Origin of the sequence: Cupriavidus gilardii, assembly GCF_017598945.1 — a bacterium.
Classification (GTDB): Bacteria; Pseudomonadota; Gammaproteobacteria; order Burkholderiales; family Burkholderiaceae; genus Cupriavidus; species Cupriavidus gilardii_E.
The window spans coordinates 433154-458102 of sequence record NZ_JAGFTW010000058.1; the positions used below are offsets into that span (position 1 = coordinate 433154).

At 67.9% G+C, this 24949-nt stretch carries 20 protein-coding genes; 10 read left to right on the forward strand and 10 right to left on the reverse strand.

The window, feature by feature from the left end:
- Positions 1 to 324 precede the first annotated feature (324 nt).
- The 3 genes from J5T34_RS22910 (at position 325) to fdxA (ending at position 2827) form a co-directional block, all read left to right on the forward strand.
- Positions 325 to 765: a universal stress protein gene (locus tag J5T34_RS22910; RefSeq protein ID WP_208583144.1), complete on the forward strand. Its 441-nt coding sequence runs from the start codon at positions 325 to 327 to the stop codon at positions 763 to 765.
- A 148-nt stretch (positions 766 to 913) separates the two neighbouring features.
- On the forward strand, positions 914 to 2377 hold the full coding sequence (locus J5T34_RS22915) for a GntP family permease (protein WP_208583145.1): 1464 nt from the start codon (positions 914 to 916) through the stop codon (positions 2375 to 2377).
- Between the two features lie 117 nt (positions 2378 to 2494).
- Complete coding sequence (fdxA, locus tag J5T34_RS22920) at positions 2495 to 2827, forward strand: ferredoxin FdxA (protein WP_208583235.1); 333 nt, start codon at positions 2495 to 2497, stop codon at positions 2825 to 2827.
- Between the two features lie 80 nt (positions 2828 to 2907).
- Here the strand turns inward: fdxA and J5T34_RS22925 are convergent, their stop codons facing one another.
- The 4 genes from J5T34_RS22925 to J5T34_RS22940 form a co-directional block, all read right to left on the reverse strand.
- Entirely contained in the window at positions 2908 to 3081 is a 174-nt protein-coding gene (locus tag J5T34_RS22925) for a hypothetical protein (RefSeq protein WP_208583243.1), read from the reverse strand.
- Positions 3082 to 3117: 36 nt separating this feature from the next.
- Entirely contained in the window at positions 3118 to 4290 is a 1173-nt protein-coding gene (locus tag J5T34_RS22930; protein ID WP_208583146.1) for a DUF4382 domain-containing protein, read from the reverse strand.
- A 162-nt stretch (positions 4291 to 4452) separates the two neighbouring features.
- Positions 4453 to 6579 carry a TonB-dependent receptor family protein gene (locus J5T34_RS22935; RefSeq protein ID WP_244259162.1) on the reverse strand — a complete coding sequence of 709 codons (2127 nt, stop codon included), beginning with the start codon at positions 6577 to 6579 and terminating at the stop codon, positions 4453 to 4455.
- The gene (locus tag J5T34_RS22940) at positions 6576 to 7916 is read right to left on the reverse strand and encodes a PQQ-dependent sugar dehydrogenase (RefSeq protein ID WP_432207699.1); all 1341 of its coding nucleotides are present in this window, start codon (positions 7914 to 7916) and stop codon (positions 6576 to 6578) included. Before J5T34_RS22940 ends, J5T34_RS22935 begins: the two co-directional genes overlap by 4 nt.
- Positions 7917 to 8163: 247 nt before the next feature.
- Between J5T34_RS22940 and J5T34_RS22945 the strand changes: the two genes are divergently transcribed.
- The 3 genes from J5T34_RS22945 to J5T34_RS22955 all read left to right on the forward strand — a co-directional run bounded on the left by J5T34_RS22945 (position 8164) and on the right by J5T34_RS22955 (position 12057).
- Entirely contained in the window at positions 8164 to 8631 is a 468-nt protein-coding gene (locus J5T34_RS22945) for a YybH family protein (RefSeq protein ID WP_208583147.1), read from the forward strand.
- A 76-nt stretch (positions 8632 to 8707) separates the two neighbouring features.
- Positions 8708 to 9454 carry a TetR/AcrR family transcriptional regulator gene (locus J5T34_RS22950; protein WP_208583148.1) on the forward strand — a complete coding sequence of 249 codons (747 nt, stop codon included), beginning with the start codon at positions 8708 to 8710 and terminating at the stop codon, positions 9452 to 9454.
- Positions 9451 to 12057: a PEP/pyruvate-binding domain-containing protein gene (locus J5T34_RS22955; RefSeq protein WP_208583149.1), complete on the forward strand. Its 2607-nt coding sequence runs from the start codon at positions 9451 to 9453 to the stop codon at positions 12055 to 12057. Before J5T34_RS22950 ends, J5T34_RS22955 begins: the two co-directional genes overlap by 4 nt.
- Before the next feature lie 51 nt (positions 12058 to 12108).
- Here J5T34_RS22955 and J5T34_RS22960 read toward each other — a convergent pair whose 3' ends face one another.
- Complete coding sequence (locus J5T34_RS22960; RefSeq protein WP_208583150.1) at positions 12109 to 13713, reverse strand: methyl-accepting chemotaxis protein; 1605 nt, start codon at positions 13711 to 13713, stop codon at positions 12109 to 12111.
- Between the two features lie 170 nt (positions 13714 to 13883).
- Here J5T34_RS22960 and J5T34_RS22965 point away from each other — a divergent pair, with 170 nt between their 5' ends.
- Both J5T34_RS22965 and J5T34_RS22970 read left to right on the forward strand, forming a co-directional pair.
- A complete protein-coding gene (locus J5T34_RS22965) occupies positions 13884 to 14237 on the forward strand; it encodes a thioredoxin family protein (RefSeq protein ID WP_208583151.1) in 354 nt (117 codons plus the stop codon).
- Positions 14238 to 14366: 129 nt separating this feature from the next.
- Positions 14367 to 14867, forward strand: coding sequence for a DinB family protein (locus J5T34_RS22970; RefSeq protein ID WP_244259163.1), 501 nt, complete (start codon positions 14367 to 14369; stop codon positions 14865 to 14867).
- 25 nt (positions 14868 to 14892) lie between these two features.
- Here J5T34_RS22970 and J5T34_RS22975 read toward each other — a convergent pair whose 3' ends face one another.
- On the reverse strand, positions 14893 to 15864 hold the full coding sequence (locus J5T34_RS22975; protein ID WP_208583152.1) for a siderophore ABC transporter substrate-binding protein: 972 nt from the start codon (positions 15862 to 15864) through the stop codon (positions 14893 to 14895).
- A gap of 11 nt (positions 15865 to 15875) precedes the next feature.
- Positions 15876 to 17900, reverse strand: coding sequence for a ligand-gated channel protein (locus J5T34_RS22980; RefSeq protein ID WP_208583153.1), 2025 nt, complete (start codon positions 17898 to 17900; stop codon positions 15876 to 15878).
- Between the two features lie 261 nt (positions 17901 to 18161).
- Here J5T34_RS22980 and J5T34_RS22985 point away from each other — a divergent pair, with 261 nt between their 5' ends.
- The gene (locus J5T34_RS22985; protein ID WP_208583154.1) at positions 18162 to 18869 is read left to right on the forward strand and encodes a response regulator transcription factor; all 708 of its coding nucleotides are present in this window, start codon (positions 18162 to 18164) and stop codon (positions 18867 to 18869) included.
- Positions 18870 to 18871: 2 nt separating this feature from the next.
- Complete coding sequence (locus J5T34_RS22990; protein WP_208583155.1) at positions 18872 to 20293, forward strand: HAMP domain-containing sensor histidine kinase; 1422 nt, start codon at positions 18872 to 18874, stop codon at positions 20291 to 20293.
- Between the two features lie 256 nt (positions 20294 to 20549).
- On the opposite strand, the gene purT is transcribed toward J5T34_RS22990, so the two are convergent.
- The 3 genes from purT to J5T34_RS23005 form a co-directional block, all read right to left on the reverse strand.
- Positions 20550 to 21755: a formate-dependent phosphoribosylglycinamide formyltransferase gene (gene purT / locus J5T34_RS22995; RefSeq protein ID WP_208583156.1), complete on the reverse strand. Its 1206-nt coding sequence runs from the start codon at positions 21753 to 21755 to the stop codon at positions 20550 to 20552.
- A gap of 165 nt (positions 21756 to 21920) precedes the next feature.
- Entirely contained in the window at positions 21921 to 23954 is a 2034-nt protein-coding gene (locus J5T34_RS23000; protein ID WP_208583157.1) for a gamma-glutamyltransferase family protein, read from the reverse strand.
- 197 nt (positions 23955 to 24151) lie between these two features.
- Positions 24152 to 24943 (reverse strand): SDR family NAD(P)-dependent oxidoreductase, encoded by a 792-nt coding sequence (locus J5T34_RS23005; protein WP_208583158.1) that lies wholly within the window; start codon positions 24941 to 24943, stop codon positions 24152 to 24154.
- Between the last annotated feature and the right edge of the window lie 6 nt (positions 24944 to 24949).

Below are 24949 nucleotides of genomic sequence, written 5' to 3' on the forward strand. Positions count from 1 at the left end.
ATGGCCCAATGCATCGCGCGATCGCAAAGCCGCGCCATAACCGCAATGGGAATGGCCGGCCACGGCAATGCGAAAACGGTGGCGGACGTCACCATAGCGGTGCAATGGCGGCCCCCCCAATATTGTTCTTGGTCACATCACGGCTCGGATATACGATAGCGATTCACGATAGCGATTCACGACAGCGATTCGGAATCGAACACAACGCCATTCCGCCGCTGTCGCTTTCCTCCCGGCTTTGCTCCGGCGTAGTTTCCCGGCTGGTCTTCCGGCTTTGTCTGCGGGCTTTTCCTCCCATTCACCGGCACAACGAGGAACCAGAACATGACCGTGATCGTATTGCCCACCGACGGCTCGCCCTTCAGCGTCGCAGCGGCGAAATATGCGGTGACGCCCGGGCTGTTTCCCGGCCCGCTGACCGTGCATCTCGTTCACGTATCACCCGAACTGGTCGGGCATCCTCGCGCCTTCGTGTCGCGCGGCGTCATGGAAGAATGGCTCGACCAGGCCGCCGCCGAAGCCTTCACTGAAGTGCGGCCGATCCTCGATGCGGCCGGCGCCACCGTGACGGAGCATCGCGTGCTCGGCGAACCCGGACCGTCGATCGTGGAGGTTGCCCGGCAGGTCGGCGCAACGATGATCGTGATGGGAACCCATGGCCGCGGCGCGTTCCTTTCGGCGGTACTCGGCTCCGTCGCCGCGCGCGTGGTGGCGGCCGGCGTCGTTCCCGTGCTGCTGGTACCCCGCAGCGCAGTCACGCAGTAAATCCGCACCGCGGCGGTGCATGCCGGCGCGCAGCGCCGGCTTGCGCCATCGTGCCTTGTCTGCGCCGATTCGAACTCGGGAGTCGCCATGGCGTTGTCCGCCGGCGATCCTCGCTCGATCTGGACGAACTGCTGCACGAGGTCTGATCATGGGCCTGATCGGCATTCTGCTTGCGCTCGGTGGCCTGATCTGGCTTGCCTATCGGGGATGGAGCATCCTGCTGCTGGCACCCGCGGCCGCCGCGGTGGCCGCCGCCTTTGCCCGCGAGCCCTTGCTCGCGCACTGGACGCTGACCTTCATGGACGCGGCGGCCGGCTTCGTCGCGCAGTTCTTCCCTCTGTTCCTGCTCGGTTCGCTGTTTGGCAAGCTGATGGACGACAGCGGCTCGGTCACTGCCATCGCCGACGCAATGATGCGGCGATTGGGACCGCAACGCGCGATGCTGGCCGTGGTGCTTGCCGGGGCCCTGGTCACCTACGGCGGCGTGAGCCTGTTCGTCGCGTTCTTCGTGCTGGTGCCGATGGCGAGCGCGCTCTTTCGGGCGGCCGACATTCCGCCACGGCTGATGCCGGCGGCCATCGTGCTGGGCACCTCCACCTTCACGATGTCGGCCCTGCCGGGCACACCGGCGATCCAGAACGCCATTCCGATGCCTTTCTTCGGCACCACGCCGTTCGCCGCACCGGGCCTGGGCATTCTCGCCGGCGTCATCATGCTGCTGTTCGGGCTATGGTGGCTCGGCCGCGCACAGCGGCATGCAGCAACGGCGCGGGACGTCGATACACCCAGCGAGGCACAGCTGCACGAATCGCCGGTAGCCGCCGCCCGTGACCCGCTGATCCGGGAGCGCGCCACGACCGCGAGCGGATTCGACCCCGCGGAAACAGAGCACGGCGGGCGCAGCGCGTCCCGGCCCGGGACGATGACCGCCATGCTGCCGCTGGTGGTCATGGTGGCGATCAATATGGCAATGAGCCTGTGGCTGTTGCCAAACTGGAATGCCGATTTCCTCGACGATCCGGTGTGGGGCGACGTGACGCTGAACGACGTCGGCGGCGTGTGGTCCGTGCTGACCGCACTGCTTGGCGCGATCGTCTGCGTGGTAACGCTGAATTGGCGGCGCTTCCCGTCGCTGCGGGATACCGTCGACGCCGGCGCCAACGCGGCGGTGCTGCCGATTCTCAGCGTCGCGAGCCTGGTGGGATTCGGCTCGGTGGTCGCTGCCATGCCCGCCTTCGCGGCGGTGCGCGACTGGCTGCTGACGATCGACGGCGGGCCCCTGGTGTCGCTCGCCATCGCGACCAACGTGCTGGCCGCCCTGACCGGCTCGGCGTCCGGCGGGCTGACCATCGCACTGCAGGCGCTCGGCGAGGCCTACATGCAGATCGCTGCGCAAACCGGCCTCGATCCGGCCCTGATGCACCGCGTGGCGGTGATCGGCGCGGGAACGCTGGACAGCCTTCCCCATAACGGGGCGGTCGTCACGCTGCTGGCGGTCTGCGGCGCCACCCATCGCGAAAGCTACCGCGACATCGTGATCGTCGGCATCGTCGGGCCGATTCTCGCGCTGGTGGCCGTGATCGCGCTGGGCGGGTGGTTCGGGTCGTTCTGACGGCAACGCGCGGCATGAAGAATTTTGACGATGTCGCTCAAAACCCGGCGGCCCACGACGCAGGGGCCGGACGCTAGCATCGAGCATCGATCGTTCTTGCCGTTTGCCGTATTCCCCATGCCGTTTGTCGTAACGGATGCCTGCATCCAGTGCCGCTATACCGATTGCGTCGAAGTCTGCCCGATGTCGTGTTTTCACGAAGGGCCGAATTTCCTGGTGATCAATCCCGTCGAATGCATCGACTGCTCGATGTGCGTGCCGGAATGTCCGGTCGGCGCGATCTATTCCGAGGAGGATCTTCCGGAAGACCAGCGGCATTTCGTCGCGATCAATGCCGAACTGTCTCGCAAGCCGGAATGGAAACCCCTGATGAAGGCAAAGGGCCCGCTGCCCGACCATGAGGTCTGGGCCACGGTCCACGGAAAACTGGATCGGCTGATTCGCGATTGAACGCTTGCCCTCGACGAAGGATGCAAAAAAAAGATAGGCCCGCAGGCCTATCTTTGACGCGTTAATGCGCAGAGCCGCGATCAGCAGCGACCCTTCTTCGCCTGTCCGGGCGGGCAGTGGTACGGGCCGGGGCCCGGATCGACCACGACCGCGCCCGGCGTCACCACCGCACCGTGCGGGGTATAGACAGCGCAGCCACCGAGCAGCGTGCCGGCGCCGATCAACAGCGCGCAGATTGCCTTCATCGACTTCATTGCATTTTCCTTGTCGTCCATCTGGAAGTCAGTTCATCAAAACTGGAAGTTCGCCGTCGCATCGGCCGCGGAGACGTCGCGGTCGGTGCTCAGCGTCGCACCAGTGATCGATGTCGCCGTGACAGTGTACTTGCCTGCCGCGGCCGTGTCGGCAGCGAGCGCGATCGGCAGCGTCGGCTGATAGGTGCCCACCAACGGCGCGGCGGCCGGCACGTTCAGCTGATAGGCGCCGGTATCAAAGTTCGCATTGGCGACCGCCACTTCGATTGGCGAGCCGGCGACATTCTGCTTCGCCTGCACGAAGGCCTGCGCGGAAGCAGGCAACACCGAGCCCGTCATCCGGCGCATCGGCGACGACGGCAGCGTGATCGGCGCCGTGGACGTCGACACGGTGGTGGTGGTCTGCGCGGTGACCGGCACGTTCTGGATCACGCCGGTGGCGCGATCGTTCTGCACCACCACCACGCTGTAATTGCCGGCATCGCTGCTGCGCAGCAGCGGCGACAGCGTGAAGGCGCCGTTGCTGTCGGCCAGCGTCCCCTTGATGGTCACGCCATTCTGCTGGGCATAGACCGTTGCGCCGGCCTGCGCGGGCGACACATAGCCTTGGATCGCGCCGCTGACTACCAGCGGCACGGCGGTCACCACCGGCTTCAGTGCATAGGATCCGTTGCCGCGCTGAACGATCGAGCGGCAGGCATCGAAGTCGAGCACCAGGTCGACCAGCGTGTCGGGCTGCACGGTAAACGGACGAATGATCTTGTATCCGCTCTGCGTCGCGCTCGGCGTATCGAGCGGCTGTTCGGCGCCCCCGGTCGGGACCACCGAATTGGCGAGCGAATTGCCGGTATTGCGGTCGAGCACGAGGCGGATCTGCTGATACTGGCCGGCCGGCAGCACGGTCTGTCCGAGCTTGGTCAGCGTGCCGTTCTGCAGCGACAGCAGATCGATACGGCGGGAAGGATTGACGTCGATCTCGGCCCAGCCGCCCGTGCCATCTTCGGCGTTGGCGCTGGTATGCACCCGGATCTTGTCGACGGTCACGAAGACATGATCGAAGCCGCAGGCGGGCGCGTCGGTCATCGACACGCTGAGCGTACCCTTGCCGCCGCCGCCATCGTCGTCGCCGCCACCACCGCAACCTGCCAACAGGGCCACGGATGCAGCGACGCCGAATGCCAGCCCCCGGTATTTGAAATTGGTTCTCATTTCCCTCTCCTTGACTTCCTTATTGGGAATCTTGAGCATAATTTCTGGGCGACCTGGAAAGGCGTGACATATTGTAAGACCTGCAACACCGAACGATTTTCGCGAACTCCGTCGCGTAATTTCGCCACCGGAATTAACGGAGCAATTACCGCAGTACCGGTTTCAGAACGCGTACGACAGTGATATCCCCGCAAACGCATTCCGCCCGGCCGCCGGCTCGAAATACCGGCCATTGCCATCGTTGACGATGACCGATCCCGCATAGCGCCGGTCGAACAGATTGTCGATGCGCGCAAAGGCATTGACGGTCCAGCGGCCGAAGGGCATCACGTAGCCCGCCTGGATGCCGGTCACGAAATAGCCGGGCGCGCGGTCGCTGTTGCGGTCGTCGACCGGGACCGCGCTCAGATAGCGCAGGTCGATGCCGGCGCGCCAGCCGCGCGGCGGGGACCAGCCCAGCGCGCCATAGAACGCGTGGCGCGCGGTGCCGGGCAGGCGATTGCCTGCGACGATGCCGGGCGGCACCGTATCGCGGAACGTCGCGTCGAGAAAGCTGTAGGCCAGTTGCGCCTGCCAATGCCGGTGCAACTGGCCGCTCCAGCCCAGTTCCGCGCCCTGGCGCAGCGTGCGGCCGGCATTGCGATAGCTGGCGCGTCCGCCGCTGCTGGTGGCGGTGACGATCTCCTGGTCGGTGCGGGTCTGGAACAGCGCGGCGGTCAGCAGGCCGCCGGCCAGCTTCTGCTTGGCGCCGACTTCGACCGACGTGCCGGTGGCGGGGCGCAGCGCGAAATTGAGGCCGGCCGCGCCGTCCGGGCGATACGAGATTTCGTTGAGCGTCGGCGTTTCGAAGCCGCGTCCGGCCGTGGCATACAGATTCAGCGATTCGCCGACGCGATAGCGCACCGCCCCGACCGGCAACCACTTGTCGTAGCGCACGGAGCCGCTGTCGTCGCCATTGGCGCCGGCGATATAGCGGTCCCTCGACGAGAAGCGCACGGTACTGTGGCGCAAGCCCGCTTCGACGGTCCAGCTTGCGGTCAAGTCCAGCGACGCCTGCAGATACTGATCGAAGTTCCAGACCGTATTGCGTTCGTCGCGCCGCAGTCGGCCCTGTTCGCCGAGCACGGGCTGCTCTGCGCTGCCGATGAAGTTCTCGTAGCCACGGCGCGTTTCCTCCATCGTGTCGTAGGCGAGTCCCGCAATCAGCGTCAGCGGCATGTGGCCGACCTGCGCATGGTGCGTCCAGCGCAGGTCCGCCCCGCCGTAGTCGCGGGCCAGATCGATGACACCGCCGGCCGACAAGGGGCTGCGCTGCGCCGCGGGTGGAATCGACAGGAACTGGCGCGTCTCGCGCTGGCCGTAGTAGACCATCGCCATCAGCGTGTTGTTGGCGTCGATCCGGCGCTCGTGGCGCAGGCCGCCTTGTGCCTGCTGCACGGTCTTGCGGGTATTGAACTGCTGGGCCAGCGGCGCCGAGCGCGGCGCGGTCTCGAACTGCGCGCGTGTCAGCCCGAGCGGATCCTGCGCACTCAAATCGACCGCGTTGGCCACCAGCGTCCAGCTGCTGTCGGCATCGGGACGCCAGGTCAACCTCGCATTGCCGAGGTTCTTGCGCGCGGCACTGTGGTCGCGATATCCCTCGGTGGTGAAGCGCGATGCGCTGACCAGATAGTCCAGACCGGGCTCGCCTTCGGCCGGCGCGCCGCTGGCCTTCAGGCCATAGCGCCAGGTGCCGTAGCTGCCGGTGCCGAGGCTGCCTTCGACGATCGGCGGACGGGCGCCCGGCTCGGTCCAGACCTGGATCACGCCGCCGGACGCATTGCCGTACAACGCCGACGCGGGACCGCGCAAGACCTCGACGCGATCGATCGAGGCGATATCGATGTTCGAGGTCTGCCCCTGCCCGTCTGGCATCGTGGCGGGAATGCCGTCGACATACAGGCGCAGGCCGCGCACGCCGAAGCTCGAACGCGCACCAAAGCCGCGGATCGACAACTGCAGGTCCTGCGCATAGTTGTGCCGGTCCTTGACCAGCAGTCCGGGCACGCCGCCGAGCCCTTCGCTCAGATTGATCTGCGGCCTGCCCTCACGCAGCGCGTTGCCGGCCACGACATCCGCCGATGCGGGCGTGTCGAACACCGTGGCGTCGATGCGCGTGGCGGTCACGACCACGGGCGCCAGCGCCCGTTCGGCCTCGGCGCCCGGCGCTGCGGGCGCATCCTGTGCGGCCGCCCATCCCCACAGCGGCAGCAACCCGGCCGCCGCCCACCTCCCTGCACCGCCGCTCATCGGCGCTTCGGCGCCATCGCCGTCACGCGCCAGACCACGTTGCCGACATCGTCGGTCACCAGCAGAGCGCCGCGGCGATCGTCCTTGACGTCGACGGGACGGCCCTGGGCGCGCTCGTTGCCATCGAGAAAGCCGGTCAGCACATCGATCGGCTCGCCCTTCGGCACGCCGCCGCGGAACGGCACGAAGATCACCTTGTAGCCGCTCTTGGGCTTGCGGTTCCACGAGCCATGCTGGCCGACGAACAACCCTTCACGGAAGGGCTCGGGCCAGCGCAGCCCGTCCGCGAACGTGATGCCCAGCGATGCGGTATGCGGGCCCAGCGCATAGTCGGGGACCAGCGCGGTGGCAACCAGTTCGGGCCGCTGCGGCTTGACCCGCGTATCGACGTGCTGGCCCCAATAGCTGTAGGGCCAGCCGTAGAAGCCGCCGTCCCTGACCGCGGTGATGTAGTCGGGCACGAGGTCGCTGCCGATTTCGTCCCGTTCGTTGACCGCGGTCCACAGCTGGCCGGTGAGCGGTTCCCAGGCCAGTCCGTTCGGATTGCGCAGGCCGGTCGCATACAGGCGCATCTTGCCGCTGGCGCGATCGAGCTCCCAGATCGCGGCGCGGCCCTCTTCGATCTCCATGCCTTTCTCGCCGACATTGCTGTTCGAGCCGACCGTGATGTACAGCTTGCGGCCATCGTGGCTGGCGATCACGTTCTTGGTCCAGTGGTGATTGATGCCGGCGGGCAGATCCACCACCTTGACGCCGGGCTCGTCGATGCGGTCGGCGCCGGGACGGTAGCGAAAACGCATCAGCGCGTCGGCATTGGCGACATAGAAGTCGTTGCCGACCAGCACCATGCCGAACGGCGAGTTCAAACCCTGCAGGAACACCGAGCGCTTGTCGGCGACGCCGTCGCGGTCGGTATCGCGCAGCAGCGTGATGCGGTTGGCGCTCGGGGTCCCGGCGCCGGCGCGTTTCATGACCATCTTCATGACCCAGTCGCGAATGCCCTTGCCGGACTCGGGCTTGGGCGGCGCGTTCGACTCGGCCACCAGCACGTCGCCGTTGGGCAGCACATAGAGCCAGCGCGGATGATCGAGGCCATCGGCGAAGGCGGTCACGGAGAGCCCGGGCGCCGGCGTCGGCCTTGCGCCGTCCGGCCAGCCGATCGCCGGCGCGATGTCCACGGTGGGCAGCAAGGTCTTGTTGGGCGGCGGCAGGGTCGGCGATGGACCGGTGCCCTGCGCCACCGTCAGCCTGGCGCGGTCACCCATGCCCAGCAGGAAGCAGCCGCCGACCAGCAGCATGACGGCACCCAGCACGATGACAAGGCGAACCTTTCTCATGACGCACTCCTCGATGGTTTGCGACGTGACAAGTCTTCCCGGAAAGTATCGGCGCGAATGCCGCCGCTGCCAGCGGAGGCAAACCCGGCCCTGTGCATTTTAGAGCACGAGATTCCAGCCGAGCGCCAAAGTTCGATGGCACTGTCGAATCGGGCCGGTGCCGTTCGACAAGGGTATAGGAACCGCCGTACGGCCCGGATAGAAGGCCAGCCGGCGGGTTCGCCACCGAACCGACAAGGAGCACATCATGAGCATCAGCAAGGACCAGCAGGCCGATGAACGCACGCTCACGCAGATGATGGAGGACTGGGCCCGCGCACTGGAACGGCGCGACGTCGCCGCCATGACCGCGAACTATGCGCCCGACGTGACGCTGTTCGACGTCAAGCCGCCCTATGCGCTGCACGGCGTGGACGCGTATCGCGCCACCTGGGAGGGCTGCTTTCCGTATCTGCCGAAGCGCTTCCGCTCCGAACGCAAGGACATCGCGTTGACCGTCGGCGCCGATCTCGCCTTCTGCCATTGCCTGAGCCGCATCGCCCCACTGGACGAGCCCGATCATCCGGCCGGCGGCACCTGGATCCGCATCACGGTCTGCTTCCAGAAGCGCGATGGCCGCTGGCTGGTGGTGCACGAGCACGGCTCGCTGCCGTTCGATCCGATGACGGAGAAGGTCGTCTACATCGGCGACACGCAGGCACAGACGGCCGCCTGAGCGCTTCATCGCCCGGCTTGACAAGCGAAGCACGAAGCATAAAATTGCACGACGTTCAAATTTAAGCGACGCGCAAATGGAAGCTACGCCTCAGCGAACCGCCCAAACACCGTTCGACGCACCCGCCGACGCCCCGCCGCCCACGGGGCGGCGCCAGCGCAAGCGCAGCCAGACGCTCGATCATCTCGCGGCGACGGCCTTCGATCTGTTCGAGACGCATGGCTACGACGCGGTCACGATGGAGCAGATCGCCGCGCAGGCCGACGTGGCCAAGGGCACGCTGTACAACCACTTCCCGGTCAAGGAGGCGCTGCTGGCCCACCAGTTCCACGGCGAGCTGGCCGCGGGGCTGCAGCAGTTGCGTGCGGCGCTGGACGGGCTCGGCAGCTTCCAGGCGCGGCTGTGCTATCTGCTGTCGGCCTCGGCCGATTGGTGCGAGGCGCGCCGCCGCTACCTGCCCCACTATCTGCGCTTTCGCTTTCTTGACCTCGGCCCGGGCCGCTTCGGGCAGAGCGCCGGCTCCGACGGCAACGGCAAGGCCAACGGCGCGGCCAACGGCGCGGGCAACCGTGAAGGGAGGCCCGGGCGCAGCGGCATGGACCTGGCCTTCGATGCGCTGATGGCGGCCGCACAGCAAAGCGGCGAGCTGCGGCGCGACCTGCCATCCGGGCAGTTGGCCACGCTGTTCCACCATCTGTATCTGGGCGCGCTGATGCGCTGGCTTGCGGCGCCCGCTGCCGATCTGCGCGCCGAGTTCGCGGCCATCGTCGACCTGTTCTTCCACGGCGCCGCACGTGCCGCGGAGCCGGAGCTCGAACGATGAGCACGCTGTTGCTCGACTGGCCGGCCGCCGCGGCGCAAGGCCCCACGGCCGCCGGCGGCAAGGGCTGGCAGCTGGCGTTGATGGCGCAGCTGGGCGTGCCGGTGCCCGACGGCTTCGTGATCGATGCCGAGGCCAGCCGCGACCGGCGCGCCGGCGACCCGGTGCCTCAGGCCCTGCGCGATACGCTTGCTCGCGAACTGGCGGTCCGTGACTGGGAGACGATTCCGCTGGCGGTCCGCTCGTCGGCCCCACAGGAGGACTCGGCCCACGCCTCGTTCGCCGGCATCCACCTGTCGCGGCTGAACGTGATCGGCGTGGACGCCGTGGCGGAGGCGGTGCAGGCCGCCTGGGACTCGGTGTGGGAACCGGCCGCGGTGGCCTATCGGCAGCGTCTCGGACTCGATGGGGAAGCGCCGTCGATGGCCGTCGTGGTGATGCCGCTGCTGCGCGCAGTGGCGGCCGGCATCGCGTTCACCTGCGATCCGCTGTCCGGCCGCGACGATCAACTGCTGATTCACGCGCATTGGGGCCTGGGCGAAGCGCTGGTCGGCGGTCAGGCCGATGGCGACGAATATCGGCTGCAGAGCAACGAAAGCACCGACGGCGACGATACGCTGCGCGTCATCGAACGCCGGCTTGGCGGCAAGCAGCGGATGACGCAGATCCTGTCCGGCGGCGGCACCACCGTGATCGACACGCCCGCGCGGCAGGCCGCCCAGGCGGTGCTATCCGACGCGCAGGCCGTCGCGCTCGCCGAACTCGCGCGCGACGCCGCCAGCGCCCTCGACTTCGCCAATCCTCGCTACGACATCGAATGGGTCTGGGACGGCGAGCGCTTCTGGATCGTGCAGGCGCGCCCGGTGACCGCACGGGCGCGGCACACGTATCCGGCCCTGCGCGACCAGCCGCGCTACTGGTCGCGCGGCAATACCCGCGAGATCATGCCCGACCCGCTGTCTGCCCTCGACTGGCACGGCTGCCGGACGATGGCCAACCGGATGCTGACGCTCGGCTTCTCGCTGTCCGGTTATCCGATATTGGCCGGCACCGAGCATGCGGCGCTGTTCGACGGCCGCCTGTATCTGGACGTGTCGCTAATGCAGTGGGAGTGCTACGACGCGCTGGGCGTGCGCCCCGAGGCCGTCAACCGCTTGCTGGGCGGCACGCAGCCGGAGATTGCCGTGCCGTCGCCGAGCGGGCGCGACCGGCTCGCACGCGGCCTGCGCATGCTGCGCTATCTGGCGCGCTCACCGGGACAACGGCGCCGGGGCGAGGCCGCGCTGGCGCGCGCCGCCGAGCAGACGCGGCAGTGGCGGCAGCAAACGCTGCCCGACGATCCCGCCGCGCTGGCGAGGCTGCTGCGCGAGCAGTTCCGCACCGTGGCGCAGGCCGATCCGCTGTTCTTCCTGCAGGGCTCGGCCGGCGGCACGCTGGCAGCGCTGGTCGATCTGGTCGAGAAGGTCTGTCCCGGCGAGGGCTATGCGTTGACCGCCGCGCTGATGGCGGGCGGCGAACCGAGCGTCACCGCCCAGCAAGGCTATGCGCTGATCGCGCTGGCCGAGATCGCGGCGGCCGACCGCGAGGCGCAGGCATGGCTGCGCAGCGCCGACCGCGTCGGCGCGCAATGGCAACAAGCGCTGCCGCCCCACAGCCCGTTCCGCCGCGCGTTCGCCGACTTCCTGGAACGCTACGGCCATCGCGCCACCGCGGAGAGCTATGTGCGGCAGCCCCGCTGGCGCGAAGCACCCGACTATCTGCTCGATACCGTGGTCGGCATGATCGGCAGCAGCACGCAGGCGGTGCAACAACGCCAGCACGACGCGGCCCGCGCCGCATGGCGGCGCCTGAGCGGCGCGATTCCGCCGCTGGCCCGGCCGCTGATGCTGCCGCTGCTGCGGCGGATGGTGCGGGTGGCGACGCGCGAGTGCAATCAGCGCGAGGCGGCGCGCAGCGCCTTGATGCGATATCTGGAAGCGGTACGGCGTACCGCGCTGGCGTTGGGCAAGCACCTGGCCGGTGCCGGGGATGAGGGTACAGGACAGAGCCTGGCGCGGCCCGAAGATGTGTTCCATCTGACCGCCCACGAACTGCTGGCTGCCGCAGAAGGCCGCCTGCCGCTGCGGCATGCCGCCCGGCGCGCCGCGCGGCGCGCACAGATCCTGGCGCGCCAGGCTGCCGAGGCCGAGCCGGCGGTGATCGTCGAACAGCCGGGCGCGTTGCCGGCGGTGTTGCCTTCGACGCCCCCGGATACCGCATCGCTGGCCGATGCGGCATCGGGGCGCTGGACCGGCACGCCGGTCGGCGCGGGGCAGGCACAGGGACCGGCCTGCGTCGCGCGCAGCCCGCAACAGGCGACCGCGATGGCAAACGGCGACATCCTGGTCGCGCCCAGCACCGATCCGGCCTGGACGCCGCTGTTCCTGCGGGCCGGCGGCCTCGTGATGGAGACCGGCGGCTACCTGTCGCACGGAGCAATCGTCGCGCGTGAGTTCGGCATTCCGGCCGTGGTCAATCTGCCGGGCATCCTGTCGCAGCTGACCGACGGCGATACGCTGGCGGTCGATGGCAATCGCGGCACCGTGCAGCGGGTGGCCGCAAATTGACGCGGGCGCGGCGCGAGCGGCCGAAGGCCGGACCGCCGCCGCGTTGATGCGTCAGGCCGCGGCCAGTTGCGCGTGGCGAGCCGCAGACGCCCCCGACGGTGCGGCAGCACCATGGCCGGCCGCAAGGCGGAACATCGACACCGTGTCGAGCAGGCGCGTAGCCTGTTCGTCCAGCGAATGGGCGGCGGCAGCGGCCTCCTCGACCAGCGCGGCGTTCTGCTGCGTGACCTGATCCATCTGGCCGACTGCCTGGTTGACCTGCTCGATGCCGCGGCTCTGTTCGCCGGTCGCCGCCGCAATCTCGCCGATGATGTCGGACACCTGTTTGACCGCCTGCTGGATCTCGTTCATGGTCGCGCCCACGCCTTCGGCCTGCGCCGAGCCGGTGCGCACGGTCGTCACCGAGGCGTCGATCAGTTCCTTGATCTCCTTGGCGGCGCTCGACGAGCGCTGCGCCAGCGTGCGGACCTCGCCGGCCACCACCGCGAAACCACGGCCCTGCTCGCCCGCGCGCGCCGCTTCCACGGCCGCGTTCAGCGCGAGGATATTGGTCTGGAACGCGATGCCCTCGATCATGCCGGTGATCTCGGCAATGCGGTTCGAGTTGGTGCTGATCGCGCCCATCGTCTCGACCATCTGACCGGTGGCGACATGGCCGTGCTGCGCGACGGCGGCGGCGTTGTCGGCCAGCGTGCTGGCCTGGCGCGCGGAGTCGGCGTTGTGGCGGACCGTGGTGGTCAGCTCTTCCATGCTGGAGGCCGTTTCTTCGAGCGAGGCGGCCTGCTGTTCGGTGCGCGACGACAGGTCGGCGTTGCCGGCCGCAATCTGGCGTGCGGCCACACCGACCGAATCGCTCGATTGCCGCACCTCGCGCATCGCCGCGGCGACGCGATCGAGCAGCGCATTGAAGCTTTGCGCGGTACGGCCGACCTCGTCAAGACGATGCACCGGCGAGCGATGGCTCAGGTCCAGCGTTTCGCTGACATGCTGCATGCTGGCCTGCATCTCGCCCAGGCTGTCGCGGATGCGGCGATACAGCAGCCACGCCAGCACGGCGACCACCAGCACGGTCACGCCGATCACGGTGCCGAACACGCGCACCGCGATGGCGCTGGCGCGCTGGTTCTCGGCGACCGAGTCGTCGCCCATCCTGGTGTTGAAGTCCAGATGCGCGTCGATCTGCTTGCGCAGCGCGGCGGAGGCCAGATGCAGCTCGCCCGAAGACAGCATGGCATGCAGGCCGGCGGTGTCGTTGGTCCGCGAGAGCGCGAAGAAGGCGGCATGCTGGGCCCGGTAGCGCGCCAAAGCGGCGCGATCTTCCTCGAGCAGCTTGCGGTCGGCATCGTTGGAGATATCCTCGCGTTCGTACTTTGCGGCCAGATCGTCGAAGCGCTTGATCGCGTTGACGATCTCCTGCTCGGCGTCGTCCTTGGCCTTGGGGTCGTCCGCCAGCGCGTGGCGATACAACTGGACCCGGATCGCGGTGGTGCTGTCCTTGATCGCATTGAGCCGACGCACGCTGGTCAGCGTGTTTTCGTTGAAGTACTCGAGGCGTTGTTCGGCCTGCGTCAATTGCCAGATGCCGCCGAAGCCGACGGCGAGCAAACCGAACAGGGAGAGGAACAGCGTGAAAAGCAGACGTTGACTGATGTTCATGGTGGGCCAGGGGACGGCTATCCATCAGAAAAGCGGCCCATTAGCCGCTTAATTCAGATGTTAGTGTGGTTTCATTCAGGGTTTACGTCAGCTTCGCCGCACACTTGAGCCGGGCTTGGCGTGAATTTCGCTAGATCATGGGTATCGACGACAACGACGGAGACGACAACATGGCCATGTCCGAAACCTATATGGCGATCGAACCGCCGCGCGCGGATATCGACGCGCTGCCGGGCGCCGCGGTGCTGGAATTCGGCGCGCCCTGGTGCGGCTACTGCATGCGGGCGCAGGCGCCGATCGCCTCGGCCTTCTCGCGCCATCAGCAAGTGCGGCACATCAAGATCGAGGACGGCAGCGGCCGTCCGCTGGGCCGCTCGTTCCGCGTCAAGCTGTGGCCGACGCTGGTGTTCCTGCGCGACGGCAAGGAAGTGGCGCGGCTGGTCAGGCCGACCGAGGCCGAAGAAATCGAGAAGGCGATGCGGCAGATCGATCGGAATGCCGGCGACGAGGCGGCCGCCGCCTAGCGGTGGCGCGACGCTGTTGCGGTCCGGCGAGGCAGAACAGCGGCGTGATGGTTGCGGGAGCGTGCGCAGGCTCGGTACATTGCGCGAGGGGATGAACCCGCACCAAAGACCGCACCCCAGCCCTGCAAGATGATCGACGCCCCCACCCTCGCCGCCCTGCGCGATTTCCCGCGCCAGCTGGAGTCCTTCTATGCGGCCATTCCGGCCACGCATCGCAACTGGTCACCCGCCAGTTGGGAGGGCGTGCCGAGCGAGCCGTTCACCCCGATCGGCCAGCTGTGCCACGTTCGGGATATCGAGATTGACGGCTATCACGTGCGCTTCGAGCGCGCACTGAGCGAGAGCCACCCGCTGCTGCCGTCGATCGACGGCGACGCGCTGGCGATCGAGCGCGCGTATGCCACGGCCGATGCGGCGCAGGTCCTTGCAGACTTCCGCGCGGCACGCGAGAAGACCGTCGCGCTACTGGCCAGTCTGGACGATCGGCAACTGGCCCGCACCGCGCAATTCGAGGGCTACGGGCCGCTGACGGTCCGTAGCCTGGTGCACTACCTGTGCAGCCACGACCAGCAGCATCTGGCAGGTCTGCAGTGGCTGTTGGGGAAGATTCACGCCGAGGCGACGCATTGAGCAGCGCGGCGGCCCACGTCGTCGCCTAACGTCGCGAAAGGCGGTCGTCTCCCTCGATCGCATCGCTGAGCTGCTGCACCGTCAGCTGCATGCCGCGCAGCCCGCCGCCATCCATCAGGTACCACAGGATCGGATCGAGCTTGACCACGCGCACCGGCTTGCCACCGGCATTGCGTCCGAGGGCGGCGGCGTCGATCGAGGCTAGCGCGGCCGAGGGCGGCTTGCCGACCGCCGCGTCGCGGTCGATCACGAACAGCCAGTCGGGATTGGCATCCCGGATCTGCTGGATGGTCAGCTTCGTTCCCCTGCCCTCCGGATTCAAGGCCGGCAGCGCAGCCTGGAAGCCGAACGCATCGTGCACCGTGCCGAAGCGCGAACCCGGCCCTTGCGCGCTGATGTTGTCGCCTGCGGTCAGCACCACCAGCGCGGTGCCGGCGGTGGCGGCCTTCTGCTTGAGCGCCGCTACGCTGGTGCGCAGCGCCTGCACGGCGGTCGCGGCCTGTTGCTGCCGGCCGAACACGCGGCCCAGGCTCTCGGCATGGCGGGCGATGCTGCCGATGCGGTCACCGCGATCGATGCTCAGATCCACCGTCGGCGCGAGACGGGACAGCGCTTCGTACTGTTTGGCCGAGCGTCCGCCGACGACGATCAGACCCGGCGCAATCGCCTCGATCACCGCCGGATTCGGTTCGAACAGCGTGCCGACCTTGACGACGCTGTCGTCCTGATAGCGGGCCAGATGCGCAGGCAGCTTCGTTGCCGGGACGCCGGCGACGGGCACGCCGAGGGCGTCCAGCGTATCGAGCGTGGGCAGGTCCATCGTGACGACCTTGGCGGGCGGCGCGGCCAGCGTCGTGGTGCCCTTCGCATGGGAGATCGACAGCGCGGGGCCGGTGGCGGCCAGCGTTGGCGTCGGGGCCGCCGCGGACGTAGCCGGCGCGCTGCTGATGGAGACCGCAGCAAATACAACAGCCATCGTCAACGAAATCGATTGCATGACCGCACTCCTCAGAACTTGACCGAGACGCTCATCCAGTAGCGCCGGCCGTCTTCGACATAGCCGTAGTCGGCATAGCGGACCGACTTGTCGAACAGGTTGTAGATGCCGGCGAACACCGACACGTTCTTGTTGACCGCGTAGGTCGCGCCCAGGTCGACGAAGGTGTACGACGGCGCCACCACGGTAGTCGACGACGGTCCGGTAATCGGCTGGCTCTCCTTGCCGCGATAGTTGACGCGCGTCCAGGCACGCAGCGCGCCGGTGGCCTGCCAGTTCAGCGTCGCGGTCAGCAGGTGTCTGGGCAGCTGGTTCAGCGGCTGCCCCTGGTACTGGCCGCTCTTCTGCTCGGACTTGGTGAAGGTATAGCTGCCGACCAGCGACCAGTCGCGCGCCAGCGGCCACTTCAGGGTCGCCTCGATGCCGCGCGAGTACGCCTTGTCGACGTTCATGTAAGTCGTCGGATTGGCGCCGAACGGGTTCGGTCCGTCGGTGCACTGCGTGATCGGACAGGCGACGCGCGTGATCTTGTCCTTGAAGTCGTTGTTGAACACGGTCAAGCCCGCGTTCAGGCCGGTGCCGTTGTCGTACAGCAGGCCGATTTCCTGCGTGACCGAGGTTTCGGGCTTCAGATCCGGGTTGCCATACATATTGCCGCCGCGGCTGGTCTGGCCCCAGCCGGACACGGTCTGGCGCAGGTCGGGAGCGCGGAAGCCGGTCGAGACGCCGCCCTTGACGGTCCAGCGGTCGGCCACCTGCCAGACGCCGTAGAGGCGCGGACTGTAGTGGTCGCCGAACTTCTCGTCCTTGTCCATGCGCAGGCCGCCGGTCAGCGCAAAGCGTTCGGTCAGCCGCCATTCGTCCTCGGCGAACAGCGCCCATTGATAGCGTTCGACCTGGTTCGGTCCGCCCGCGATCTGGTTGCCGGTCTGGTCGTTCAGGCGCTGGTTCAGATAGTTCGCGCCGACGGTCAGCATGTGGTTGCCGAGCGGCATGGTCCAGCTGGTGCGCATGTCCAGATTCCTGATCTTCATCCGGCGCGTGCGGTTGTCGAACTCTTCCTGCTGGATATAGCTGTCCGAGGTCGCGAAGCCCCAGCGGCCGGTGTGCGACAGCGCGTATTTCTCGCTGCGGTAGTCGGTCTCGGACGATGCCGGGCAGCCGGTACGCGGACAGCTCGTGCCAGGCGGCAGCGGCGCCACGGTGCGGCCCAGCGTTTCCTCGATGCTCTGCCGCATCGAGGTAGCCTCGAGCACGATGTCGTGGTTGCGGTTCGGCGTCAGCGCGAGTTTCGCGGTCAGGTTGCGCGTATCGCGGCCGCGGAAGCCGTGGGCGATGTCGTCCTCGCCGCGATGCGTGTACTGACCGTACAGCTGCAGGCCGAGCAAATCGGTCTGCAGCGGACCGGCCAGATAGAAATTGCCCTGGTAGATGTTGCCCGAGTCGCTGTGCTGCTGCAGCGTGGCATCGGTGCGTACCTCGCCGGTCCATCGCTTCGGCACCTTGCGCGTGATGATGTTGATCACGCCGCCCATCGCGTCCGAGCCGTACAGCGAGGACATCGGACCGCGCACCACCTCGATCCGTTCGATGGCGGCCAACGGCGGCGTCCATCCGCCCTCGACGCCCGCGCTGTCCGAGTTGGTGCGCGTCTCGCGCGAGTTCTGGCGCTTGCCGTCGATCAGGATCTGCGTGTACTTCGCGCCCATGCCGCGCAGGCTGATGTCCTGCCGGTCGGCGCCGCCGGTCACCACGACGCCCGGCACCCCGATCAGTGCGTCATTGATATCGCGATACGCGCCCTTCTCCAGGTCCTCGCGCGTGATCACCGAGATCGAGGCAGGGGCCTCCTTGATCTGCTGCTCGAAGCCCGAGGCGGTGACCACCACGGTTTCCAGCATGGCTGGCGTGGCCGGCCCCTTGGCATCGTTGGCGGCCGGCTTCGCCAGCGCCGCGCCTGTCGTCCATGCCGCGCCGCCCGCGCACAACGCGGCGGCGACCCTGGCCACGACGCGCAGCGTGCGTTGCGGCGTCATTGCCGTATTGCCCCTCGATCCCGTCGTCCTGCCGCCACTGCTACTGCTACTACTGCTGCTCATGCTCGCGATTTCCCCGTATGCCGTTCCGTGATGCCTGGCCGGATCTGTGAATGACAATCATTCTCATATTAGAATGTGGTCCGACGAGCTCATCAACGGGCTTTGGACAGCTTTTGACTTCTTTGCACTTCTTGACGTGGCGCGCGATCGCGGCTTGATCGCGGCCCACCGGGACGGTGCCTACCCTTTCCGATTCGCATGCAAGTACGCTCGCCCGACGCGCCCCGCCGCATCCTGCTGATCGACGACGACGTCGAACTGACGCAGATGCTGCGCGAGTACTTCGAACCCGAGCGCTGGCAATTCTCGGTCGCGCACCGTGGCGCCGACGGCGAAGCGCTGCTGGCGCGCGATGATCACGACCTGGCCCTGCTCGATCTGATGCTGCCCGACGGCAACGGGCTCGAACTGCTGCGCCGCCATCGCGCGCGTTCGCAGCGCCCGGTCATCATGTTCACCGCGCATGGCGATGAGACCGATCGCGTGATCGGACTGGAGCTCGGTGCCGACGACTATCTGGCCAAGCCGTTCAGCCCGCGCGAGTTGAAGGCGCGCATCGGCGCGGTGCTGCGCCGCTTCGGCCCCACACCGGACGGCGGGCCCGACACGCTGACGGTCGGCGGGCTGACCTTGCACCTGGGCTCCGGCAAGGTCGCGCAGGCCGATGGCGAAACCTTGCTGACCGGCGCGGAAACGCGGCTCCTGGAAATGCTGATGCGCTCGGCCGGACAGGTCGTGGCGCGCGAACAGCTGGGTCTATACGCGCTGGGGCGCGTGCCCGACCGCTACGACCGCAGCATCGATACGCACATCAGCAGCCTGCGGCGCAAGCTGGGACTGGACGGGTCTCGGGCCACGGCCGCCATCCGCAACCAGCGCGGCCGCGGCTACATGCTGGTGGCCTGACCATGGCATCGCTGCCGCTGTTCTGGCGCAACTTCCTCGCCTTCTGGACCGGCATGGCCGTGATCGTGGCAATCGGCATGGCGCTGACCGCGTCGGTCGCCTGGTATCGCTTTCAGGCGCTGGACGGCCTCAATCCGGCCAGCCTGACGCAGGACGCGCTGCAGATCGCCCGCACGCAGGGGCGGCCGGGCCTGGAGCGCTGGGTGCGCGCGATGGACTCGCGCTTCTCGGCACTGCAGATCTACCTGGTCGACGAGCACAACGCCGACATCCTCGGCCGCCGCCTGCCGACACGGGTGCATGACTGGGTCAGTACGCTGGAGCGCCCGCGCCATGCGCTCGCCGTGAACGTGCCGCTCGACCACGATCGCGGCACGCTGCCGCTCGCCCCCGGTGCCAGCGTCTCATGGTGGGACCCGCAGGCAATACCGCTACCCGACGGCGAGGATCTGCTGCTCGTGTTCCTGCCGTTCGATTCCTCGCGCTGGGAGATGCTTCACCTGTCGCCGGTCATGCTGGCGCTGGGCCTGTTCGCGCTGGCGGTCAGCGCGCCACTGTGCTGGGCGCTGACGCGCCATGTCACCGCACCGGTGCAATGTCTGCGGGAAGCGGCCCGCGCGCTGGCCGGCGGCGATCTGCGTGCGCGCATGCCGCCCGCGCTGGCCGCGCGTGCCGACGAACTCGGCTATCTGGCGCGAGACTTCGACAGCATGGCCGCGCGGCTGGAGGCGCTGGTCAGATCGCGCGAACGGATGCTGCGCAATATCGCGCATGAACTGCGCTCGCCGCTGGCACGGCTGCAGGTCTCCAGCGAACTGGCCCGGCGCGACGATGGCCGGCTGTCGGTGCAACTCGATCGGATCGAGCGCGAGATCGAGCGTCTGGACGGGCTGGTCGCGCATACGCTGACGCTGGCCCGGCTCGGCGCCAAGGGCTTGCCGTTGCAGCCGCTCGAACTGGTCGGCGTGATCCAGGCCGTGGTCGAGGATGCCCGCTTCGAGGCCGCAACGCGTGGCGTCTCGATCGAATGGACCGCGCCGCCGCCCGCCATGGTGATGGGTGATCGCGTGCGCCTGGCCAGCGCGATCGACAACGTGCTGCGCAACGCGATCCGCCATACCCATCCTGATTCGCCGATTCGCGTGACGCTGCGCAGCGCAGGCGATCGGCTCGAACTCGATATCGTCGACGGCGGTCCGGGCGTACCGCCCGAGGCCCTGCCGCATCTGTTCGAGCCGTTCTACCGGGTACGCGACGGTGCGCGGCCGGACAGTGAAGGCTCAGGGCTTGGCCTGAGCATCGCGATGGCGAGCATCGCCGCGCATGGCGGCGGCATCGCGGCCCGCAATGCGCTACCGCACGGGCTGTGGGTCGGCATGTGGCTGCCGCGGGCGGCCGTGCAATCGAACCTGGCCGCGGCATGACCGCGACCATCAGTAACGCGTTGGTGTTCTCCCTCTCCCCACCGGGGAGAGGGTCGGGGAGAGGGGCGAACGGCGCTGGCATGTCGAGCGCGCTTGCCCTCTCCCCCGGCCCCTCTCCCGCATGCGGGAGAGGGGAGCAAATCGCAGCATGACCGCGGCCATCGGTAACGCAATGGTGTTCTCCCTCTCCCCCCGCCCCTCTCCCGCGAGCGGGAGAGGGGAGCAACCCTGGGCTCTCGTCAAGCGGGCCCGTGGATCATTCAGGCAGGCGCGGCACCACCTTGCCTGCCGCTTCGCGCGCGCGGGCCCGTGCCGTTTCGACGTCGGCGTCATAGGCGAGCGCGACGCCCATGCGGCGTTTGGCGAAGCTCTCCGGTTTGCCGAACAGCCGCAGATCGGTCTGCGGCACGCGCAGCGCCGCGTCGACGCCGTCGAACACCACGCCCTCGCCCTCCACACCACCGTAGATCACCGCGCTGGCGCCCGGGCTCTTCAGCGTGGTGTCCACCGGCAGGCCAAGAATCGCGCGAGCGTGCAGCTCGAACTCGCTCTGCCACTGCGTGATCATTGTCACCATGCCGGTATCGTGCGGGCGCGGGCTGACCTCGCTGAACCAGACCTGCTCGCCCTTGACGAACAGCTCGACGCCGAACAGACCCTGCCCACCGAGATCGCTCGTCACCGCACGCGCGATCTCGCGCGCCTTCTGCAGCGCGGCCGGATGCATCGGATGCGGCTGCCAGCTCTCGACGTAATCGCCGGCCTGCTGCAGATGGCCGATCGGCTCGCAGAAATGCGTCTCGATGCTGCCGTCGGCGCCGTGTGCGCGCACGGTCAGCAGCGTGATCTCGTAATCGAAATCGATGAAACCCTCGACGATCACGCGGCCGTGGCTGACACGTCCGCCGGCCATTGCGTATTCCCACGCACGCTGGATATCCTGCGGGCCGTCGAGCTTGCTCTGGCCCTTGCCCGAGCTGCTCATCACCGGCTTGACCACGCACGGGTAGCCGATGCCGCCCTCGATGGCCGCGCGCAGTTCGTCGAGCGAATCACAGAAGCGGTACGGGCTGGTTGGCAGGCCAAGGGTCTCGGCCGCCAGCCGGCGAATGCCTTCGCGGTCCATCGTCAGGCGCGCGGCGCGGGCGGTTGGAATCACGCGCACCGTGCCGGCCGCTTCCAGCGCTTCAAGCATCGGCGTGGCTATCGCCTCGATCTCGGGCACCACCAGATCGGGGCGCTCGGCCTCGATCAACGCTTTCAGCTGCTCCGGGTCGCTCATCGCGATGGTCCGTGCATGGTGCGCGACCTGCTGACCCGGGGCATGGTCGTAGCGGTCGACCGCAATGGTTTCGACGCCGAGTCGCTGCAGGGCGATCAGCACTTCCTTGCCGAGCTCCCCGGAGCCAAGCAGCATCACTTTGGTGGCACGGGGAGAAAGGGGCGTTCCTAGCGTGGTCATGGGATCGAGGGGTCAGAGTGTGCGGAAGCGGAAAGCGGAAAGCGGAAAGCGGCCATTGTACCGGCGAGCATGCAGCCATCCCCTCGCGGCGGGCGAAGCAAAAGCGGGCCGGGCCTGCTTGCACAGGACCCGGCCCGCCAGTGACCCGACGCTATTTCGGGTGCCTCACGGCCTGAAGGTATCGCCCAGCACCACGCCCTCGCGCCGCGGATCGGCACCGCCGACGAGCGCCGGTGCCCCGCCGATGGTCTCCCGCACGATCGCGGACAGGCCGCTCGACTGGTTGCCCACGCTGACGGTGTGCCCCAGATTGCGCAGGCCCCGGACGAGCGGATCGTTGTCGCCTGGCAAGCCGCCTTGCGGCGTGCTGGTATCGACGTTCGGATGCTCGCCGCCGACGATCATGGTCGCGTTGTTCGAACCGAAGTCGATCATCGACACCGCCTGCTGCGCGTCCATCTTCCAGTCGAGCACGCCGACCAGCGTCTTGGCGACGTACTGGATGATGGTGGCCCCGCCCGGCGAGCCGGTCGTCATCTTGAAGTCGCCGCGGCTGCCGTCGCCCTTGCGCTCGAACACAAGCGTCGGCGACATCGAGCTGCGCGGGCGCTTCAGCGGCTGCACGCGATTGGCGATGGGCGCGCCGGTGGCGGTGTCGACCGGCTCCGCGCTGAAGTCCGTCAGCTCGTTGTTCAGCAGGAAGCCGCCGGTCATGTGGTACGAGCCCAGCCCCGATTCGATGGTCGTCGTCATCGCCACCACGTTGCCGTACTTGTCCACCAGCGACAGATGCGTGGTACCGCGTTCGGCGATCATCGGCGACCCCATCGGCGCGCTGCCGAACTCGCCAGCCGGCGCAGGCAGCGGCATCGCCTGCGTCAGGCTGATCCTGCTGGCCCGCTGCGCCAGGTAGGGCTTGTTCAGCAGCGTGTCCCAGGTGCCGCCAGGCAGCGGCACGAAGTCGGTGTCCGCCACGTACCGATTGCGATCGGCATAGGCCAGGTTGCCGGCCTCGCCGACCAGATGCACGCCGGTGACGCTGGGCTTGCCGCCGTTCTGGTCCATGGTGGCAGGCGCATGGGCGGCGAGATCGAAGTTCTCCAGGATGCCGAGAATCTGCCCGACCGCGATGCCGCCCGAGGACGGCGGCGGCATGCCGCAGATCTCGTATTGCCGGTAGGTGGTGCAGACCGGCTCGCGCTTCTTCGCCTGGTAGTTGGCGAGGTCGTCGAGCGTGGTCACGCCCGGCGTGGTGTTGCCATCGTAGGTGGTGCGGATCTTGTCGACGATGGCCCGCGCGATCGGGCCGTCCTTGTAGAAGGCATCGGCGCCGCCCTCCGCCACCGCGGTGAAGGTCTGCGCCAGCGCCGGGTTCTTCAGGATCGTATTGACCGCGCGGGGGGTGCCGTCCGGGTTCAGGAAGTAGGCGGCCATCTCCGGATCGCGCTTGATGTTCTGCACCGTGGTGGCGCCGGAAATCGACGCGGCCATCCGCGGCGGAATCGCAAAGCCGTCGGTGGCCAGCTTGATTGCCGGCGAGAACAGCTCCTTCCAGGTCTTCTTGCCGTAGTCGCGATGGGCGAGCTCGAGCACGCGCAGCGTGCCCGGCGTGCCGATCGAGCGGCCGCTGCGCACCGCGTTGGGCAGCGGCGGAGTCTGGTCGGTCGGCGACTTCCAGCGCAGGTAGTTTTCATCGGCGCCGGCGGGCGCGGTCTCGCGGCCGTCGTAGGCGATAACCTTCTTCGTCTGCGCGTCGTAATGCATGATGAAGGCGCCGCCGCCGATGCCGGACGACTGCGGCTCGACCAGGTTCAGCACCATTTGCGCGGCCACTGCAGCATCGACCGCGGTACCGCCGTCCCTCAGGATGTCGCAGGCGACCTTGGTCGAGACCGGATTGTTGGTCACCGCCATATAGGTCTTCGCATAGACCGTCCGCTTCGGCGCGTAGCCGGTCGCAACCTCGGGCGCGCCCGGTTCGCCGGGCAGCACGATCACCTCGCCGCCGGTCGTGCCGTTCAGCTCGCAACCCGCTACGGGTTGCGGAGGCGGCGGCTTGTGGCCATGGTCGTCGTCGTGGTCGTGGCCACCGCAAGCCGCCAGCAACAGCGCGGCGGTCGCCATCGCGAGCCAGCCTCCGGGGCGTCTGCATGGTGAAGAAAAGGAAATGGCGGGATCGAAGGTCGTGCGCTGTCGCATGGCGGTCTCCTTGTTGTCGGGCACCATCTGGATGGGCTGGCTCGGTGCCCGGGATGCGAACGCGTCCGCCGGCGCGCATCAGGCGCCGGAACGGCGGCGGTGGGGAACGACAACTACGACGCTAGTACGCGCAAGGCCGCTATGCAATGGTCCTTAACGACGATTTTTCGCGCGGGGATTGGCCTTCGCGCGGAGGCTCACCGCTCCATGCCGCCGCCGGGCTCGGCCATGCGGCGGTGCTGCTCGGCCAGCAGATCGGCCGGTGTCACGTTCGAGATCGCGGCGCGCAGCTTGTTCTGCCAGCCGGTGACGACGTCGCCGTCGCCGCGCAGCATCGCCTCGAAGCCCTCGCGGGCGACCTCGGCCGGATCGCCCTTCTTCTGCTGGCCCAGGCGCGTGTCGAGCATGTCGGCGCGCTCGAAGAAATCGGTCTCCGTCGCGCCCGGCATCAGGCAGGTCACCGTGACACCGCAATCGCTCAATTCATGCCGCAGCGCAAACGAGAACGAATCGAGGAAGGCCTTGGTCGCGTTGTAGACGGCCTGATAGGTGCCAGGCATGAAGCCGGCGATCGAGCCGGTGATCAGGATCCGCCCGGTGCGGCGGTCGCGCATGTCGCGGCCGATGCGGTGCAGCAGGTCCAGCGTGCCGGTGACATTGGTCTCCACCACGCGCTGGATATCGCGGAAGTCCTGATCGAGAAACGCGCGGCCCAGGCCGCGGCCGGCGTTGGCGCACAGCACGTCGACCGGGCGGCCTTGCGTGGCTCGATACAGCGCCTCGACCCCGGCAGGGTCGGCCAGATCCACGCATAGCGCATCGACCGACATGCCGGTATCGCGCAAGGCCACCGCGGCGGTATCGATCGCAGGCTCGTCGGCCGCGATCAGCAGATCGTAACCTTGCATCGCACAACAGCGCGCGAGTTCGAAACCGATGCCGGACGAGGCGCCGGTGACGACGGCAAAGGGGCGGGCGGGTTGGTTCACGGCGGT